This window comes from Bradyrhizobium sp. S3.3.6, assembly GCF_040546905.1.
In the GTDB taxonomy this organism is placed as follows: domain Bacteria; phylum Pseudomonadota; class Alphaproteobacteria; order Rhizobiales; family Xanthobacteraceae; genus Bradyrhizobium; species Bradyrhizobium cytisi.
This window is the reverse complement of record NZ_JBEPOT010000001.1, coordinates 826,220-844,625: the sequence shown is the minus strand read 5'-3', so window position 1 is coordinate 844,625 and position 18,406 is coordinate 826,220. Positions and strand designations below refer to the sequence as shown.

Annotated in this window: 17 protein-coding genes and 1 tRNA gene; 6 read left to right on the top strand and 12 right to left on the bottom strand. The window is 64.0% G+C overall.

Translation table 11 applies throughout. The annotated features are described in order from the left end of the window. Positions 1–12 precede the first annotated feature (12 nt). Positions 13–795, bottom strand: a complete 783-nt coding sequence (hisN, locus tag ABID59_RS04075) for a histidinol-phosphatase (protein WP_354032871.1) — start codon at positions 793–795, stop codon at positions 13–15. Between the two features lie 525 nt (positions 796–1,320). After that, positions 1,321–2,211: an N-formylglutamate amidohydrolase gene (locus tag ABID59_RS04070; RefSeq protein ID WP_148751797.1), complete on the bottom strand. Its 891-nt coding sequence runs from the start codon at positions 2,209–2,211 to the stop codon at positions 1,321–1,323. Between the two features lie 337 nt (positions 2,212–2,548). Here ABID59_RS04070 and cpdR point away from each other — a divergent pair, with 337 nt between their 5' ends. The 3 genes from cpdR to ABID59_RS04055 all read left to right on the top strand — a co-directional run bounded on the left by cpdR (position 2,549) and on the right by ABID59_RS04055 (position 3,462). Next, a complete protein-coding gene (gene cpdR / locus ABID59_RS04065; RefSeq protein WP_007597092.1) occupies positions 2,549–2,908 on the top strand; it encodes a cell cycle two-component system response regulator CpdR in 360 nt (119 codons plus the stop codon). Positions 2,909–2,983: 75 nt separating this feature from the next. Continuing rightward, positions 2,984–3,058, top strand: a tRNA-Val gene (locus ABID59_RS04060). Positions 3,059–3,246: 188 nt separating this feature from the next. Continuing rightward, positions 3,247–3,462 carry a hypervirulence associated TUDOR domain-containing protein gene (locus tag ABID59_RS04055; protein WP_148753198.1) on the top strand — a complete coding sequence of 72 codons (216 nt, stop codon included), beginning with the start codon at positions 3,247–3,249 and terminating at the stop codon, positions 3,460–3,462. Between the two features lie 21 nt (positions 3,463–3,483). Here ABID59_RS04055 and ABID59_RS04050 read toward each other — a convergent pair whose 3' ends face one another. Further along, a complete protein-coding gene (locus ABID59_RS04050; protein WP_354082503.1) occupies positions 3,484–4,770 on the bottom strand; it encodes a heme-binding protein in 1,287 nt (428 codons plus the stop codon). Between the two features lie 444 nt (positions 4,771–5,214). Here ABID59_RS04050 and ABID59_RS04045 point away from each other — a divergent pair, with 444 nt between their 5' ends. Beyond that, positions 5,215–5,460 carry a hypothetical protein gene (locus ABID59_RS04045; protein ID WP_148753200.1) on the top strand — a complete coding sequence of 82 codons (246 nt, stop codon included), beginning with the start codon at positions 5,215–5,217 and terminating at the stop codon, positions 5,458–5,460. Between the two features lie 96 nt (positions 5,461–5,556). On the opposite strand, the gene ABID59_RS04040 is transcribed toward ABID59_RS04045, so the two are convergent. The 4 genes from ABID59_RS04040 to ABID59_RS04025 are packed head-to-tail and all read right to left on the bottom strand — an operon-like array spanning position 5,557 to position 9,417. Then, entirely contained in the window at positions 5,557–6,384 is an 828-nt protein-coding gene (locus tag ABID59_RS04040) for a carbohydrate ABC transporter permease (RefSeq protein WP_148753201.1), read from the bottom strand. Next, positions 6,381–7,277, bottom strand: coding sequence for a carbohydrate ABC transporter permease (locus tag ABID59_RS04035; protein WP_148753202.1), 897 nt, complete (start codon positions 7,275–7,277; stop codon positions 6,381–6,383). The genes ABID59_RS04040 and ABID59_RS04035 overlap by 4 nt, the downstream gene beginning before the upstream one ends. Next, a complete protein-coding gene (locus tag ABID59_RS04030) occupies positions 7,274–8,629 on the bottom strand; it encodes an ABC transporter substrate-binding protein (RefSeq protein WP_354082502.1) in 1,356 nt (451 codons plus the stop codon). Before ABID59_RS04030 ends, ABID59_RS04035 begins: the two co-directional genes overlap by 4 nt. A 32-nt stretch (positions 8,630–8,661) precedes the next feature. Next, complete coding sequence (locus ABID59_RS04025) at positions 8,662–9,417, bottom strand: FadR/GntR family transcriptional regulator (protein ID WP_354082501.1); 756 nt, start codon at positions 9,415–9,417, stop codon at positions 8,662–8,664. A gap of 172 nt (positions 9,418–9,589) precedes the next feature. Here ABID59_RS04025 and ABID59_RS04020 point away from each other — a divergent pair, with 172 nt between their 5' ends. Beyond that, the gene (locus ABID59_RS04020; RefSeq protein WP_354082500.1) at positions 9,590–11,017 is read left to right on the top strand and encodes a sulfatase family protein; all 1,428 of its coding nucleotides are present in this window, start codon (positions 9,590–9,592) and stop codon (positions 11,015–11,017) included. Positions 11,018–11,198: 181 nt separating this feature from the next. Continuing rightward, positions 11,199–12,473, top strand: coding sequence for a lipase family protein (locus ABID59_RS04015; RefSeq protein ID WP_354082499.1), 1,275 nt, complete (start codon positions 11,199–11,201; stop codon positions 12,471–12,473). Here ABID59_RS04015 and ABID59_RS04010 read toward each other — a convergent pair. From ABID59_RS04010 to ABID59_RS03990, 5 genes are all read right to left on the bottom strand, one after another. Continuing rightward, positions 12,470–13,561, bottom strand: coding sequence for an enolase C-terminal domain-like protein (locus tag ABID59_RS04010; protein WP_354082498.1), 1,092 nt, complete (start codon positions 13,559–13,561; stop codon positions 12,470–12,472). The two genes, ABID59_RS04015 and ABID59_RS04010, sit on opposite strands and share 4 nt — an antisense overlap. Positions 13,562–13,642: 81 nt before the next feature. Beyond that, positions 13,643–14,866 (bottom strand): ABC transporter substrate-binding protein, encoded by a 1,224-nt coding sequence (locus ABID59_RS04005; protein WP_354082585.1) that lies wholly within the window; start codon positions 14,864–14,866, stop codon positions 13,643–13,645. 180 nt (positions 14,867–15,046) lie between these two features. Next, positions 15,047–16,501, bottom strand: coding sequence for an FAD-dependent monooxygenase (locus tag ABID59_RS04000; protein WP_354082497.1), 1,455 nt, complete (start codon positions 16,499–16,501; stop codon positions 15,047–15,049). 250 nt (positions 16,502–16,751) lie between these two features. Beyond that, the gene (locus ABID59_RS03995) at positions 16,752–17,684 is read right to left on the bottom strand and encodes an alpha/beta hydrolase (RefSeq protein ID WP_354082584.1); all 933 of its coding nucleotides are present in this window, start codon (positions 17,682–17,684) and stop codon (positions 16,752–16,754) included. Positions 17,685–17,822: 138 nt separating this feature from the next. After that, positions 17,823–18,320: a hypothetical protein gene (locus tag ABID59_RS03990; protein ID WP_354082496.1), complete on the bottom strand. Its 498-nt coding sequence runs from the start codon at positions 18,318–18,320 to the stop codon at positions 17,823–17,825. Between the last annotated feature and the right edge of the window lie 86 nt (positions 18,321–18,406).

Below are 18,406 nucleotides of genomic sequence, written 5' to 3'. Positions count from 1 at the left end.
CGCGAGCGCTTGTTATGGGTTGAGCAGTTTCAGTGCTTCTTCGTGAACCCTGGCGTCGCCGGCCGCGACGATGCGGCCGCCGCCCTGGGCCGGCTTGCCTTCCCAGGTGGTGACGACGCCGCCGGCGCCGGTCACGATCGGGATCAGGGCTGCGATATCGTAAGGCTTCAGTTCGGTCTCGACCACGAGATCGACATGGCCGGCCGCCAGCATGCAATAGGAATAGCAATCGCCGCCATAGCGCGACAGCCGCGCGCCCTGCTCGATCCGGCCGAAAATGGCGCGGTCGCGCTCGTTCATCAGCAGCGGGCTGGTGGTGTAGGTCGTCGCCTCCGACAGCGAGGCGCAGCGGCGGACCTGGAGCCGGCGCTCGCCGGACGGGCCTTTATAGTTGGCCGAGCCGTTGTCGCCGGAAAAGCGCTCGCCGATGAAGGGCTGGTGCATCATGCCGTAGACCGGCGTGCCCTTGTGAAGCAGCGCGATCAGCGTGCCCCAGATCGGAAAGCCGCCGATGAAGGACTTTGTGCCGTCGATGGGGTCGAGCACCCAGACATAGTCGGCGTCGTCGCGCTCATTGCCGAATTCCTCGCCGACGATGCCGTGCTGGGGGAAGCTGGCCTTGATCAGCCGCCGCATCACCGCTTCCGCCGCGCGGTCGGCTTCCGTCACCGGATCGAAATCCTTGGTCTTGCTCTTGTCGTCGATCGACAGCGAGGTCCGGAAGAACGGCAGGATGGTTTCGCCGGAGGCGGTGGCAAGCCGCCCGATGAAGGCTGAGAAGTCGATCACCGTCACGGCGCATCCTCAAAACGAAACTCTGGTGAAGCTTTCATCTGCCTAGCTCAATTCGCTTCTCGCGTGCAGCGCTGTCTTGATTTGCACCCTGGTATTTTGGATGCGGATGCCGCCTGCCCCAGGCGAGACATATGCTGGCCAAATATCGATCACAGTGTTGAGAACTTAGTTCCTTGTATGCCTCGTTCGTATGCAAATGACTATCAACCCATTGAAATTCCTTATCAAAGAAACTGAATCTGGATTTCGCTGGAAGCAAATGAGCTATGTGTTTTTGCATGGGAAACGGCTCAAAAGCCCTTGCACTTTGTGCGACGCGGCCGCATATTGTTGCGGTGCGGTAGCGCTTCTCGCGTTACCGCTGCCCTCCTTGGGCGTTTCCTCCCTAGACTTGGGCCGCTTCTTCATCAGAAGCGGCCCTTTTTTCTTTGGCCTCTGTTTTCAGTTGAGCGCGCGTAGCTTGCGAAGCGAAAACGCATTCGCGCCTCTCGCGCAAGAGGCCGATCTTTCGGGAAAGAGTCGCGTCTATTCCGCCGCGGCCTGGAACGGGCCGAGATCGCCGAACGGAATCGTGGTCGCCAGCACATCGGCGAGCACGCCAAAGTCGCGCGCCACCTGCGCAAAGCGCGGGCCGCGCTCGCGGCGTCGCTCGTCCATGTAGATGGCGCGATTGAGCTCGAGCTGCACCGCGTGCAGGCCGCTCGCCGGGTTGCCGTAATGCTCGGTGATGAAGCCGCCGGCATAGGGCTTGTTGCGGCCGATCGAATACCCGAGCCCGGTCATGGTCTCCTCGACGCGGTCGGGCAGCAGCGGTGCGCAGCTGGTGCCGTAGCGGTCGCCGATCACGACATCGGGGCGGCGCGGCTCGTCTCGAGAGACGCCGACCGACGGCATCGAGTGGCAGTCGACCAGCACCACGGTGCCGAACATCTGGTGCACCTTGTTGATCAGCCGGCGCAGCGCGCGATGATAGGGCTTGTACAGCGTCTCGATCCGCGCCAGCGCGTCGTCGACCAGGATGCGCTCGCGATAGATCTCCTGGCCGTCGCCGACCACGCGCGGAATGGTGCCCAACCCGCCCGCGACCCGCATCGAGCGCGTGTTCGCAAAGCTCGGCAGCCGGCCGGTGAACATGCGGGGATCGAGCTCATAAGGCTCGCGATTGACGTCGACATAGGAGCGGGGAAAGTTCACCCGCACGGTCGGAAAGCCGCGATCGCTCAGATGGCCGATCAACTCGTCCATGAAGGAATCTTCGGACCGCCGAAGCTGCGGCACGTCGATCCGCGATGCTGCGAGGAATTCGTCCGGATAGGTCGAGCCGGAATGGGGCGAGTTGAAGATAACAGGCGCGCGCCACTCGGCGGGCTCCACGATCTCGAAGGCTGGCGACACCGCGCCGTCAAACCGGGTCATCTTCTCAGGCTTCGTCCCTTCACGCCGCAAGATCCGGCCAAAATCCAGCAAGCCCCAGATCGAGTGATTCGGCCGATCGAGCGGCTCTTATGTGTCGTCATTGTCCGGAATCGCAACCATTCTGCCAAGCGAAAAGATGCGATCGGCGCTGGAACATGTCTTAACCGTGCGGGCAGGGAGACGGGGATGTGCAGACGCGTCTCGATTGATTCATGCCGCATTCGGGTTCACAAGGGGCCGCACCGGTCGGGCCCATGGTAAAGATTTTCACCCGAAATTTACCCTCTGTCGGGCTTAGTGACCTCTGCATATCCTTTGGGGATTCGACGTTCCTGCCATGCCAAAAATCCTGCTCGCCGAAGACGACAACGACATGCGCCGTTTCCTGGTCAAGGCGCTGGAAAACGCCGGTTTCCAGGTCTCGTCCCATGACAACGGCATGGCCGCCTATCAGCGGTTGCGGGAAGAGCCGTTCGAGATGCTCCTGACCGACATTGTGATGCCGGAGATGGACGGCATCGAGCTCGCCCGCCGGGCCTCGGAACTCGACCCCGACATCAAGATCATGTTCATCACCGGCTTCGCCGCGGTCGCCCTGAACTCGGATTCGGACGCCCCCAAGAACGCCAAGGTGCTGTCGAAACCCGTTCACCTGCGCGAATTGGTGAGCGAAGTGAACAAGATGCTGGCGGCCTAAATTGGCCCCCTTCCGTCCTTGCACCGGCTCCCCCGAGCCGTTATAGGGACCCCACCCGACGCAAGTGGACTATTAGGGCACGTAGCTCAGCGGGAGAGCACTACCTTGACATGGTAGGGGTCACAGGTTCGATCCCTGTCGTGCCCACCATCCTTCGCTCGCGACAGCGAGAGAAGGATGCCGCGCCGAGGCCCAAAGGGCGCAGGCGGGCTGCCGCCGCGAGCTACGGCTTCAGTAAGCCACGATCTTCTCTCGCGGCAGTCAAATCCATCTCGGCGAAGCGTGTAGGGCTCAACTTGAGCCTGGAACGTCCGGATGCCGCTCGGCATTGGTTCGCTATGCCCAAGATGTTCAAGCGCGGCGATCACGTCAGCTGGAATTCCGAGGCCGGCCGCGTGAGCGGCCATATCCTGCGGGTGCACGTCAAGGACGTCGACTACAAAGGATACGTCCACCACGCGACGGCGGACGATCCGCAATACGAGATCAAGAGCGACAAGACCGATCACGTCGCTCTGCATAAGGGCCGGGCACTGCGGCTGCTGCGCTCCTGATCTCACACAGCCGCGCGCCACTCACGTCAGCGGCAACAGATGCTCCGGGATCGGCACCGGGGCTGCCGGCACCAGCGAGGCGACGGAGACGTGTGGCCAGGTCAGGCCGTTGAAATCCAGCATCACCTTCTGCGAATACTGGATCTGCGTCGTTGCCACCCGGACGCGGCCGCCGGCAAAAGCCTTGTTCGGTACGAACGGGAGCGTGGCGACGAAGCTCGGCACCAGCGGCACCGTGCCCTTCTGCAGCGGCTGGAGGATGATCGGCGGCTCGCCCGACGCGATGCGCGGCACGTCGATGTCGTAGATGACCGTCTCGATCCAGAACACGGCATCCATCTGCAATGCATTGGCGTTGGCACCATTGCCGCCCGGCGGCGGCACCGGCACGCCCTGCAGGAATGCGATGTTCGCGGTACCACCGGCGAAGTTCGGCGCCTGCGGATGCGGTCCGGCCGAAGCGACGGCCGGCAACGGACCGCCTGACAGCGGCGTGCCGGGCCTGGTCGAGGTCTCGATGATGATGGTCTGGCTGATGGTCTGATGCGCGATCTGGTTGCGCAGCACCGTGTTCGGATCGGTGATCATGGCCTGGGTGAGCTTGCCGGAGGCGATCAGCGTGGTGAGATCCTGCGGCAGCCTTCGCGTTGTCTTGTTGGCCGCGGTCTGATTCTGGAACGTGAGCTTGTTGGCCGGATTGCCGCCGAAGAACGGCGTGATGTCGACCGCCGCGATGGTCGGCTTGCCGGCGACGGCCGGCAGCGCGGTGCCTTGCGCCGTGATCGTCGTGCCATGCGGGATCGAGGCCATCCGCGCCACGGTGAACGGTTCGTGCGGATTGGTGCTGGACGGCACCGCGAGCCAGATGCCGGGCTCGAAGTGAATGCCGACAAGGGTCCCCGTGGTCACGTCGTTGATGGTCTGCAGATAGGGCACGCCGTTCAGAAAGGCATCCGCCTGCGGCCCCGAGCCGCGATTGGGAATCGAGCCAAGACTGTTCGAGAACGACAGCGTCTCGTCGGTGAGGTTCAACTCCAGAACATTGTCGGGCGGGTCGGTGGTGTTGATCGGCCCCGGCATCTGGGTCGGCGTCGTCGCGCTGTCGGGCCGGAAGATCGTGTTGAAGCCCTGTCCAGTGAACGTGCCGGTGAAGGCCGACAGCGGCCCGAGCGTCGGGGGCACGGTGACCGGCACGGCAGCGGGGACGGCAGCAGCATGTGCGGCAGCCCTGAACACGGTGTCGACCTGGTGGATGGAGAAGTTTGCGGTTCTGTTGAAGGCGCTGGTAAGCGGCTTGGGTTCGTCCATGGGCGTTCCTTTCGATGGCTGCAGGCGAGACCGTCGCTGCCGGTGCACTCCCGGGCCGGCGTTCCGGGCTGATCGATGGCCTCTCCGTGTCAGGCCGTGCGACGCGCACGCGCGAGGTCGCTGTCGCATCGCCTGGTTCGGCGAGACGTCGGAGATTTTTGAAACCGATTGCGATATCTAAGCTCGTCGTCCGTCGCGGGATCGTCCGCGTCACCCCTGCGCGAAACGACGCTTTGTAAGGGTGTTCAAAAATGAAATGATCAAAAGATATGGGGTCGTACGCCCCATTCGCCTTGGTTACATCTTGAGAATGATACAACCTGAAGGGTGTTTCAAGTGTGTTCCATTTCACAAGCGAAAGAGTCGCTGTTACGCAAACGATCGGCGTGAACGGCATGATCTGCACCGGCGCGTTGCGGATAGATCAAAGGGAAGGGAAAGTGAATGATGCGGACGATTAGTCTTGCCGTGGCGGTATCGGCCCTGATGGTATCGGGCGCCGACGCTGCGATCATCGACTGGCAGGCCGAGCTGCAACGCTGCCGCGCGCTGCGCGAGAGCGTGGCGCCGCTGCTTCAGGCCGGCGAGGGGATCTCCGCGGTGGGGCGCTCCAATCGATCCGTCCGTCGCTGCATCTGGATTCAGCGCATCGCCGTGCGCAAGAAAATCCCCGGCGCGGAGACGTGGTAAGGCCGGGGTGAGACCCGCGTCGCAGCTCCACACCCCGTCATTGCGAGCGCAGCGAAGCAATCCAGAATCGAGGCGCCGGTCGGAAGCTTCATGATGTCAGCCTTTGACGGCGCCGGCCGTGAGCCCGGAGACGAGATAGCGGCGCACCGCGAGCGAGAAGATCAGCACCGGCGCCATCACCAGCGAGCCGCCGGCGGCGATCTTGCCCCATTCCCAGCCCTCGTAGTTCATGAAGTTGACGACGGCGACCGGCGCGGTGCGCGCATTGGTGCGGGTCAGGATCAGCGCGAAGAAGAAGTCGTTCCAGGCGTAGAGGAAGCAGAGGATCGCGGTCGCGGCGATGCCAGGTGTCACCATCGGCAGCACGATCCTGGTGAAGACTGTGCGCGTCCGCGCGCCGTCGACGAGGGCCGCCTCTTCCAGCGAGACCGGGATGGTGTCGAAGAACGGCTGCATCATCCAGATCACCAGGGGCAGGTTGAAGCTGGTGTAGACCAGCACCAGCCCGGTGATGGTGTCGAGCAGGCCGATCCAGCGATAGAATAGGAAAAAGGGGATGGTGAACGCGATCGGCGGCGCCATGCGCGTCACCAGGATCGCAAAGGAGAGCGCATGCTTGCCGCGTCCGGCCCAGCGCGACAGTGCGTAGGCCGCCGGCACGCCGAACAGCAGCGCGAGAGCGGTGGAGAGCGAGGCGCTCAACAGGCTGTTGACGAAGGAGGCCGAGAACGCGCTGTGCCAGAGCGAGATGTAATTCTCCAGCGTCGGCGTGAAGATCAAAGGCGGCGGGAATTGCAGGATCTGGTCGTTGGATTTGAAGCTCATCTGCAACAGCCATAGGAATGGCGAGAGCAGGATCATCAGCGTCAGCGTGATCGCGACCAGCCGGCCCGGCGTGGCCTTGCGGAGGGACGACTCGCTCATGCCAGTGCCTTCTTGCGCTGGCCCATCCAGACCAACCCTAAGCTGATGCCGCAGACCAGGAGCAGCATCACCACGGTGACCGCGCTGGAATAGCCGATCTCGTTGGTGTCGAAAGCGAGGAGGTACGCATAGTAGTTCGTCACCTCGGTGAGCGTGCCGGGGCCGCCGCCGGTCAGGAGGAAGATCAGCGGGAACGCCTTCACGCTGTCGATCAGGCGGAACATGCCTGAAATGACGAGGATCGGTGTGATGAAAGGCAGCGTCACGTACCAGAAGATCTGCAGCTTGCTGGCGCCGTCGACGAGGGCCGCTTCCGAATATTCGTCCGGAATCGTCTGCAGCGCCGCCAGCACCATCAGGAAGGTGAAGGGCAGCCACTCCCAGGTGTCGGCGATGACGATCGAGGTCAGCGCGAAATCGACGCTGGAGGTCAGCGCCGGCAGGGTGACATGCAGCGCCTGCGCGGCGTAGTAGAGCGGGCTGATGTCGGGCGCGTAGATCAGCTTCCAGATCACCGCGACCACGATCGGCGGCAGCACCATCGGGATCAGGAAGAAGGTTCGCGCGAATTCGACGAAGCGCGACGGCACGTTCAGGAGCAGCGCCAGCCCCATGCCGAGCAGCACCTGAAACAGCACGCTCGCGACCGACAGCTTGGCCTGCACGGCCAGCGAGTTGACGAAGCGGGGGTCGCCCGGCAACAGGCCATAATTGCGCAACGGCTCGCTGAAATCGGTGGCCGAGCCCGGCGTCGTCAGTTGGAACGGCGTCAGGCTGGTCACGATGAGATAGATCGCCGGCAGCACGGCGACTGCGAACAGCACGATCAGGCTCGGTGTGAGCGCGAAGGCGATGAACCTGCGGCGCTCTCCGTCAATTCCGCTCTCGCTCAAAGTTTTGTCCCGGCGCGGCGGAGTGCGGCGATCGCCTGGTCCTGGGCTGCGTTCATCGCGTCCTTGGCGGGGAGCTGGCCGGTCGCGACCTGCTCGAACGCCTTGTTGAGGACGTCGCCGACGATCGGGAACTCCTTCGAGGTGCGATAGGCCATGTAGTTCTCGCCCTTGCCCGGCAGCTCCAGCACCTCGAGATAGAGCGCGCCGAGGTCCTGGCCGTTCACCGTGTTGAGCTTGCGATAGTCTTCGCTGGTGATGATCGAGCGGCGGCACACCGAGGAGTGACCGTGCTCCCTCACAAGCTTCATCGAGATCTCAGGGCTGAGCGCCCATTTGATGAATTCCCACGCGGCCTTCTGATTCTTGGCGTTCTTGGGGATGCCGAGGCCCTGGCTGTTCGAGGCCGGGTAGTCATGCACCGGACCGGCCGGCGAACGCACCACGCGCGAGGTGTCCTTCACCTTGCTCTCGTCGGAAAGCAGGATCGGCGTCACCCAGGCGCTGGAGTGGATGAAGATGTTGGAACGGCCGGTTAGCATCGACTGCCGCGCCTGGTCCTCGGTGTAGGTCAGGACGCCCTTCGGCGCGCTCTTCAGCAGGTTCGCATAGAACTCGACGCCCTGGATCGCCTCGGGCGTATTCAGCGCCGGCATGACGTCGCCGGGCGGATTCTTGAAGACGTTGCCGCCAAAGCCCTGGATGTAGGGCGGCAGATTCCAGTTGTGGAGGAACCACGACACCATGCCGTTGACGCCGTCGGTGCCGTTGATTTCAGCGCAGACCTGCGCAAGCTCGGCGAAGGTCTTTGGGATCTTCAGCCCCTTCTTCTCCATCAGATCCATGCGCGACAGCCCCATCAGCATCGCGCCGCCTTCCCAGGAATAGCCGTAGGTCGCCCCCGTGCCGTCGCGATAGGGCACCTGCGCGCCGTCGACGAAGTCTTTCGGATTCCACTCGACCGGCGTCAAATTGGCATCACCCGTGAACTCGTCGAGATTGGCGAGCAGGCCCGCCGCGATCCAGCGGGTCGCGAGCGTGAAGGTGACATTGACGAAGTCATAGGCCGAGCCGCCCGAGGACAGTTCGAGATTGGCCTGCTGGTTGTAGACCGGCAGGGCCGAGAGCTGGAGGTCGACCTTCATGCCTGTCTTTTCCTCGAACTCGGGAATGTATTTCTGCAGCAGCGTGAAGAAGCGGTGCTGAAACGAGGCGCCGTGCAGCGTCACGCCGGCAAACGGCTTGGTCTGCGCGATCAGCGGCGCGGGGAATGCCGCGAGCGCCGCGCCTGCGGCGCTTGTTTTCAGCAGTTTGCGACGAGTGATCGAGCTCGCGCGCGATGCGGTCTTCATCATCTTTAACCTCCCTCACTATTGTTTTGCAGGCTTCAACGCGTCCGTCTGGTGCGAACGTTCTCGTCCTCGGCGTCCTTTTTCTTTTGGCGCGACATGGCCGAGACGATGTTCTGTTCGGTGAGATCCATCAGCTTGTGCATGGCCTGGCGCGCGCCGTCGGCATTGCGCGCCCAGATCTCGTCGAGCACGGTGCGGTGATAGGGTAGGCTCTTCCGCGGCGCGCCCGGATTTGTGCTCGACAGGTTGAACGACATCCGCAAGGCAGCTGCGACCGTCGCGCCAAAGGCGATCAGGAAATCGTTGCCGGTAGCGATGAGAATGCCGCGGTGGAATTGCAGATCGGGCTCGGCATAGGCGACGCGGTCCATGCCGGCCGCATCCATGCCGCGATAGGCGCGTTCGATCCGCGCGAAATCCTCGTCCGTGCCGCGCACCGCGCAGATGGCGCACGCCTCCGGCTCGACGATGCGGCGGACTTCCAGGATCTGCTTGGCGAACTCCTGCGTCGGCAGTGCCGCCAGCGTCCAGTTCAGCAATTCCTCGTCGAGCATGTTCCAGTCGAAGCGCGCGCGCACATGGGTGCCGGCCTTCTGCTTCGAGGCGATCAGCCCCTTGCCCTTGAGCAGCGACAGCGCCTCGCGGATCGAGGCGCGGCTGACATCGAAGCGGGACGCCAGCTCGATCTCGCGCGGCAACGTCGTGCCCTCGCGCCAGACGCCGGTCAGGATCAGCCGCGCCACTTCGCGGGCGATCGACTGGGGGCTGTCCTTGCTAGCCGATTTTGCCACGTTGATCCCTGTCTCGTGGAATAAAATGTCTGATTTATTGCGACTATTGACGAACATATCTGCGGAAACTTGGCCTGCGCTTCGCAAATAATCAAATCCGGCCCGGTTTGACAAGAATTATTATGTCAGACATATTTTCTCCTGAGCCAATTCCGCGCAGGACAAAACAACCGTGACAAAGCCCCACATCATCCTGGTCATGACCGACCAGCAACGCTTCGACACGATTGCGGCGACGGGCCACCCCTATATGAAGACGCCGAACCTCGACCGCCTGGTGCGCGAGGGCGTCTATTTCGACAATTGCTTCATCAACGCGCCGAGCTGCGTGCCCTCGCGCGCGGCACTGTTCTCCGGCCTCTACCCGCATGCCTCGGGCGTGCTGAAGAACGGGCAGCACTGGCAGAAGACGTGGGTGAGCAAGCTCGGTGACGCCGGCTATCACTGCGTCAATGTCGGCAAGATGCACACCATCCCCTATGACGCGAAGGCCGGCTTCCACGAGCGCTTCGTGGTCGAGAACAAGGACCGCTTCCTCGAGGGGCGCTGGTTCGCCGACGAGCTCGACAAGGCCTTTGCCGCACACAAGCTGACAAAGCCGTCGCGCGCCGGCTATCGCAGCCTGCCTGATTATGGCGATCGCATGGGCGCCTTCACATGGGAAATGCCGAAATCGCTGCACCCGGACATCTTCGTCGCTGAAACCGCGATGTGGTGGCTCGAGACGCGCCCCAGGCCCGGCGCGCTCTTCATGCAGATCGGCCTCCCCGGCCCGCATCCACCCTATGATCCGCTGCCCGAATATCTCGAGCACTATCTCGCCCGCAACGACCTGCCGGTGCCGCAACCGACCGAGGCCGAGATCGAGGGCTTGCCGGCGTACCTCAAAGAGAAGCGACGCCACGACACCGAGGTCGACCACGATGCCGTGTCATGGAAGCTCGCGCCGACGCATGAAGAGATGCGTCGCCTGCGCGCGCATTACTATGCCAACGTCACCATGATCGACGAGCAGATCGGCCGCCTGCTGCAGACGCTCGAGGACAAGGGCTATCTCGACAATTGCGTCGTCATCTTCATGTCTGACCATGGCGACAATCTCGGCGAGCACGGCCTCAGCCAGAAATGGTCGATGTACGAGCCCGTCACCCGCATCCCGCTGCTGTTCTGGTCGCCCGGCCTGTTCTCCGGCGGCCACCGCATCCGCGGAAAGTGCCAGCTGTTCGATCTTGCGCCCACCATTCTGGATCTCGCCGGCGCAGAGCATCCAAAGCCGTTCCAGGCCCGCAGCCTGCTGCCGGCGCTGAACGGCGAAGAGTGGGCCGGCCGCGACTTCGTGTTCTCCGAGCAGGCCGGCGACGTTGCCATGACCGGGGCGCGGCTGATCACCATGGTGCGCGATGACCGCTGGAAGGTCGTGTTCATTCACGGCGCCGAGGATGGCCAATTGTTCGATCTCGCCAACGACCCGCTCGAGCAGCGCAATCTCTGGGGCGTGCCCGAGTATGCTGGCGAGATCAACCGCCTCAAGGACGCCTTCATCGACTGGCGCCAGAACAGCCTGCTGGAGACGATGGATTTGAACGCCGCGGCGCGGTGAACGGACCCTGACATCGGGCGAGCCGGGTTGGCGCAGGCCCCCCTCCAAGTCCATGTGAGATCGGCATCGGTCCATGTGCGAAAAGACATGGACGTTGGCGCGACGGGCTCCATAATCGGCGCAGAAACAGGATTGCTGCGACAGCCAGCCAATCCAAGACCGTTAGGGATGGAGAAGCCTGATGTCTGGAAGCCTGATGACAAGGTCGTTGATAGCGCTCGCCGTTGTCGTGGGCCTCGCGGCCTCGACGGCCCGCGCGGATTCGTTGTTGCCGGTCGGACCGAAGGTGGGCGACCAGGCCCTGTCGCCATTCTATCGCTGGTCCGAAACCTTGCCCGAGAGCCCCGGCGTGATGCTGCGCAAGGAGCCGATGCTCGCGCAGTCCGAGATCACGAGCGCAGCCCTCGCCGAACGCATTCTCTACACATCGAGCGATCTGCGCTGGCACGCCGGCATCGTACCGGTCAGCGGCACGCTTTATCTGCCCAAGGGCGAGCCGCCGGCCGGAGGCTGGCCCCTGATCGCGTGGGCGCACGGCACGCTCGGCATTTCGGATGCATGTGCGCCGTCCTGGACCGGTCACAAGCCGCGCGATGCCACCTACATCCAGCGCTGGCTGGAGAACGGCTTCGCGGTCGTCGCCACCGATTATCAAGGACTCGGCGGACCTGGTCCGCATCCGTATTTGATCTGGCAGGCGGAAGGCCGCTCGGTGCTCGACGGCGTGCGTGCCGCGCTCTCAGCGTATCGGGACAGGCTCGCGTCAAAAGTCTTCGTCACCGGGCAGTCGCAGGGCTCGGGTGCCGCCATGGGCGCGACCGTGATTGCGGAGAGCTACGCGCCGGAGGTGCCACTCGTCGCCACCGTCGCGACGGGGCTCGTTTCGACCTTCCCGGACGGTCCTTACAAGCCGCCGCAGACCACCTCGATCGGTTCACCGATCTACACGTCGCTCATGCTGCTGGGCGGTTCGCTGCCCGACGGCGCAGCCTCCGCTGATGATCTCGTCTCCGAAAAGGGCAAGCCGATCCTGAAGGCGGCGCGCGAGAGCTGCACCACCGAGATGCGCAATGTGGCACGTAGGGACGACATCACTGTCGACAACGTCTACGTCGAACCGATCGACAAGGTGCTGACGCGGTTGACTGCGGTCACGGACATGAAGGCGGTGCGGCTCAAGGTGCCGTTGCTGCTCGGCACCGGCCTTGCCGATTCCACGCTGGTCCCGACCCGGCAATATGCGGAAGTCGCGGCTCTCTGCGCCGCAGGAAACGAATTGGTCTGGAAGACCTATCCCGGCGCCACGCATAATGGTGGCCTGAACGCCGCTTTCCCGGATGCGCTGGCCTTTTTCCGCGGCATGCTCGCCGGCCAGAAGCCGCAGAGCAATTGCGCCGAGATCACGGAGCCCGGCGCGCCCGGTGAAGTCGCGCAAGGGGTAGCCTTCAACGACTAGCCGACCAGATATTTCCTCACCGCCGCCTCGTCCCATTCGATCCCGTTGCCGGGCTCCTCGCCCGGCAACGCAAAGCCGTCCTTGATCTTGAGCCGCGTTGAAAGCACCGCGTCGGCCCAGTCGACATATTCCAGCCAATGCGCGGTCGGCGTCACGCAGAGCAGATGCGCGCTCACCTCCGAGAACAGATGGGTTGACATCTCGATGCCGGCGGCGTGCGCGAGCGCGGCGGCGCGCAGCCAGCCGGAGACGCCGCCGATGCGCTGCACGTCGGGCATCACGTAGTCGCAGGCCTCCGCTGACAGTGCGGCCTGCATCGAAAACGCGCTGTCGAAATTCTCCCCGATCTGGACCGGTGTGCGCAGCGCGTCCGCAATGCGGGCGCAGCCCTCATAGTCGTCATGGCGGATCGGCTCCTCGATCCAGGTCAGGCCTTCATCGTCGAGCATCTCGCCGCGGCGAATGGCTTCGGTCACCGTCAGTGCCTGGTTGTAGTCGCACATCAGCATGACCTCGTCGCCAACCGCCTTGCGCACTGCGCGCACGACGGCGAGGTCGTCCCGCGCATCGGGCCGGCCGACGCGGATTTTTGCGGCATGAAAACCCTCGGCCAGCAGCTTGTGGGCTTCCTCCACCGCGGCGCCCGCCGGCATGATGCCGAGCCCCTTCGAATTGTAGGCCTTCACCGGTTTCGGCGCGCCGCCGAGCAGGCGGGCGAGCGGCAGGCCGCGCGCGCGGGCCAGCGCGTCCCACGCCGCCATGTCGATGCCGGATTGCGCCAGCCGTTGCAGCCCGGCGAGCCCGAGCAGCGTGAAACGCTGGGTCAGCTTGCGCTCGATCTCGAACGGCAGCAGCTCGTCGCCGGCGAGCAGCTCCGACATTTCCCTGACCATCGCGGTCAGCGGCTTCAGGGCCGACGGCGTGATCGAGAACAGATAGGCGTGCCCCACCGCCCCCTGGTCCGTCTCGCAGTCGATCAGCACCAGCGGCGCTTTCCCGACCGCGCCGGTCGAGGTCTGGAGCGGCAAGTTCATCGGCACGATCACGGGGCGCGCGTTGAAGCGCTTGATGCGGATGGTCTCGGTCATGGGATCTCCCGGCGGAGCGAATGCAGGTTCATGCCCGATCTTAAACATTCGCCACGAAACGAAAAGATGGCCCGTGTCCTCTCACCGCGCCGCACCTTCCGAAAACGCCGTCTCGATCACCGCGCCGAAGGGCTGCCAGGAGCGGCCGTCGAACTGGACTAGCCGCATCTGCTTGATCGGCAGATAGCTGTCGGGCGACGTATTCATCCCGATATTGGGCAGCGCGACGGAGGGGTGATAATCCTGCAGCGACGCGGCCTGGCGCATGATGTTCTCGCGCGAAAGGTCGTCGCCGCATTGCTTCAGCACCTGCGTCAGCGCCTCGGCCGCGGCATAGCCATAGAGTGCGGCACTGTTGTTCGTGCTTTCGACGTGATGATATTTATCCATGAAGGCGAACCAGTCCTTCATGGCAGGATCGTCTTTCCATGCCGGATCGCTCGGATCCTTCAGAAAAGCCGTCGAGATCACCCCGGCCGAATTCTGCAGGCCGGCAGGCGCCATCGCGTTGGCGATCGAGGCGGAGGCATCGTTCACGATCACGACCGGGTGCCAGTTGAGCGAGGCGGCCAGCTTGATCACCTGAGCCGCCGTCGACGGCACGCCGAGAAAGACGAAAACATCGGCACCCGCGCGCTTGAGGATCGAGACGTGCCCTTCGAGATGCTCATCTGAGATGTCGAAGGCGATGTCGACGAGGATCAGGCGGTTCAGGTTGCCAAGACCTTCCTCGATACCCTTGAGGAGCGCGCGTCCGAACTGGTCGTTCTGCCACAGCACCACGATCTTGCGATGCGGATAATAGGCCTGGATGTAGTTGGCGTAGATGCGCCCTTCCGACCGGAACGGCGGCTGCCAGCCCATGGTCCAGGGAAACGCCTTGGCCTGGCTCAGCTCCTCGTCGCCGGAGGCGACGAACAGCTGCGGGACCTTCTTCTCGTTCAGGTACCAGCGCGTGGCGAGATTGCCGGGCGTGCCGAATGATCCGAACATCAGGTGCACGTCGTCCTTCTCGACGAGACCGCGCGTCAAATCGAGCGCGACCGTGGGATCGGAATTGTCGTCGCGGCTGATGAAGCGGACCTTGCGGCCGTTGATCCCGCCATGATCGTTGACCATGTCGAAATAGGCGGCCTCCGCCTGGCCGATCGCGCCGAATTCCGAGAGCGGTCCCGAATACGGCATGAGATTGCCGATGCGGATTTCGCTGTCGGAAGTGGGCTGATCAGAACGCTGCTCCGACATCGCCCCGAGCGAGGCGAGAGCGACGATCAAAACGAACAGCAGCCTGCCGGTGACGCGCATGCTCGACACCTTGTCGTTGTTGGCCCCCAACGAACTCGGCTCGTTCTGCACCCAAGGGAGTTGATCTACGTCAAGCGTTTGGCAATCCTGTGGCTGGGCGGCGCGATAGAAGCGGCAGGCGTGCTGACGCGCTGCGCTTGCCTAGCCGTCCTTAGTCGCCCGCAACACGGCCATGGCGGCCTAATCTCCGAACCAGGTCGCGAGAGCCTCCACGAGACCTTCGCATTTGCCCGTGCTGACCCAGGCGACATGCCCGTCGGGCCGGACGAGAACGGCGGCAGGGGTCGGAACGACACCGATTACCGGCATCTCGCAGATGCCCGTGAACGTCGCGCTGACCTGCCTGACGCGTTCGTCCCATCGCTCGGGGACAGCGCAGCCGGGCGGGCCGAGATTGAGGAAGAGCGGCCGCGCATCTCGCATCAGCTCGAATACGCGCGTCGGGCCATCAGCGGTGACAAGGTCCAGGTCGGGCATGCGCCTGCCGAGCAGAGGGTGGCATCCTTCCTCGCCATAGCGGATGTCGAGGCCCGACACCGTGGCGGAATACCATCTCCTCGGCTCATCCATCTTCATAGTGTTGGCGACGAACCCGCGGAGTGCCGTCGTGTGCTCGTCGCCACGGTTGAGAGCGGTGAGCGCCAGCGTCAACTCGAGCAGCGCGGCCCCAACCGGTTGCCGCTCGGCGTGATAGGTGTCGAGCAGGGCATCGGGTGAGATCCCCTTCACGACCTGGGCGAGCTTCCACCCGAGATTCACGGCATCCTGCAGCCCGACGTTCAGGCCCTGTCCTCCCACGGGGGAGTGGATGTGCGCGGCATCGCCCGCGAGCAGGACGCGGCTCTTCCGATACGCTTCCGCTTGCCGCGCAGCGTCCGTGAACCGCGACATCCACGTGACCTTATGGATGCCCAGATCCGATCCGTAGGCGGTTTGGAGCGCTGCCCTGAGATCTGCTTCGGTGGGGCTGCCGCCCCGCTCGAGCCGCTGCTCCGTCACGATGCCGCGCACGCGCGGGCCGCTGTCGAGCCGTCCCAGGGCATACAGCCCCCGGTTGCTGTAGCGGATGCCAAGCGGCGGCTCGTCCGTCATGTCCGCTTCGAAGATGAGATAGCTCGCCTGCGGCTCCGATCCGGGAAACCCGATGCCCGCGGTCTTGCGCACGAGGCTGCGGCCGCCGTCGCAGCCGACGAGATAGCGTGAACCGAGCCTGCGCCCGTCCGTCAGGTGAACGTCGACCCGCTCCGTAGTTTCGACAAAGGTCGCCATCTCGCAGCCTCGATAGAAGGTCACGGCGAGTTCAGAGACCCAGTCGGCGAGACCGCGCTCGATTTTTTCCTGCCAGAGCCCGAGCGTGTAGTTGTGGCGGCTAGGCCGGTCGCGGGCCTCGAGGACGATGCCGGCGAGCGCGACGGCGTAGTGCTTGGTCCCTTGCGGCAGGAACCTTTCCGCTATGCCCCGCTGATCGAGAAGCTCGATCGCCCGTGGATGCAGACCGCTCGCGCGCGAGCCCTCCACGTCCTGGTTCGGACGCCTCTCGACGATCGCGGCGTTCACGCCGGCCACGGCCAGCTCCCCAGCCAGCATCAATCCAGTTGGACCGCCGCCGACGATGATCACGTCGTGTTCCGTCATTTGCCACCTCAGATTCGGTAGGAGGCCTGACTTCTACGGGGGAGGCGGGGTCTTGAAGCAAGAGCATTGCGCGCCACATATATGAAGTGGAAGGAGCGCCTGGCCTTGCGCGCGCCTTCGCCCGCTGCATCGCTCCCGATAGTATTGTGCTTCTCTGGCGTCGTGCCGCCCCGACACACGCGGCGTGAGTCCGTCATCGTCCGGCATATCGGCTTGGCGGGTTCGACGAATTCGGGCGTCCCGCTGATGCTTACGGCAGCCCGCGCGCCTCCAGCTGATGCACCAGCAGCAGCGTCGGTTCGGCGAGGCTGTCGCCTGAGCCGTCCAGGCCAAATGCGGCAGCGATGCCGTCGCGGCTGCGCAGCAGCGTGGTGCGCGGGCAGTGGCCGGCGCCGCATAGCGTCTTCTTCAGGGTCTCGCCCTGCGCGACCAGGTTCGCGGGATCGTTGGCGGCCCAGGCCAGCACGATCGGCGCATCGACATTGAGGATGCCGGGAAACACCGAGCGCTTGTCATATTGAGCGGCGTCAGTGCCGAAATACGCCTTCTCGCTGTCGCTGGCGTCCTTGCCGGCGCGGTAGATACCGGATACCAGCACGACCGCCGCGACATCGGCGCGGTCGGCCTGGAGCTCGGGATGCGCCAGCAGGCTAGCGACATGGAAGGCGCCGGCGCCGTAGCCGACCGCGACGATCTCGCGGGCGTCGCCGTTGAACAGGTCGATATTGCCGTGGATCCAGGACAGCGCCGCTGCGACGTCGGTTGCGCCCATCGGCCAGGTCGCGGCGGGCGCCAGGCGGTAGTTCACGCGCACCCCGATCATGCCGTTGCGCGCGGCAAAGCACATCGCCTCGTCCTGGATGTCGCGGGACAGGTCCGGAGCGCCGCGGTCACCGGTAAACGTGTCGCCCGCCACGAACAGCAGCACCGGTCGCGGCGTATCCGCCTTGGTGGTCTCGCTGATCGCGACGTCGAGCACATTGGCCTCGCCGTCGCCATAGCGCAGGCCGCGCGAGAAGGTGACCTGCTCGCACAGGCGCACGACGCCGCCGGCGGTCGTGTCGTTATCGGTGAGGCCGACCGGCACGAGATCGGACGGCGCGGTCAGTCGCGCCGGCAACGGGCCATGTGCGGAGGCCGCTGTCACGCTCAGAACAAGCAAAAATGCGAGACAATTCTTCATCATCGTGGTGCCGGCCTTGAGCGCTTCGGTTTGGTGCGCCGATTTGGCCTGTCTTTTCAATTCGCCTTGCTACTTGGTCTTGTCAGTTCATCTTGCGGCGATTTCACGGCACCCTTCGTTCGCCCTCGCACGCCCCAATCAATCCGCCGGCTGGAACGTGCAATCCGCCCCGCTCCCGTCCTTCTGCCTGACGGCATTGGGGTCGATCGTGCAGCTCAGCTTGCTCAGGCTCTCGAAATTCGATCCCGCCGCACCGTCGGGCGGAATGCCGGCCAGCGCCTCGGTCGCGAAAATCTCGTTGGCCGTGGAGCCGTTCACGGTCTTGACCTTCTTGCCGAACGTGACCTCGCAGTTGCGCAAGGTGATGTCGACATTGCTGGTGCGGCAGACGATCCTGTCCGCGGTCACCACGATCGGCTTCTTGTAGGGAATGTCGGCGTTGACGGCGAACAGCATCGCAACCGCCTTCTTCTCGGCGCCCGACAGGATCGGCGACAGCGGCGCGATCACCCCCGCCAGCGCCAGCGCCGTGGAGCCGGAGATTTTCGAAGGCGTCGCGCCGGATGCGGCCGCGACATGGGACGCACCGGCCACGAGGATTGCACCGGCGCGGCAGGCGGACATCGTGAGTTTCATGGGCGTTTTTCCTCTCCGGTCACGGCTTTGCCGCCAAATGACAGTCGCAGCCTATGACAGATTTCCCATTAGGGGGAGGGCTATAG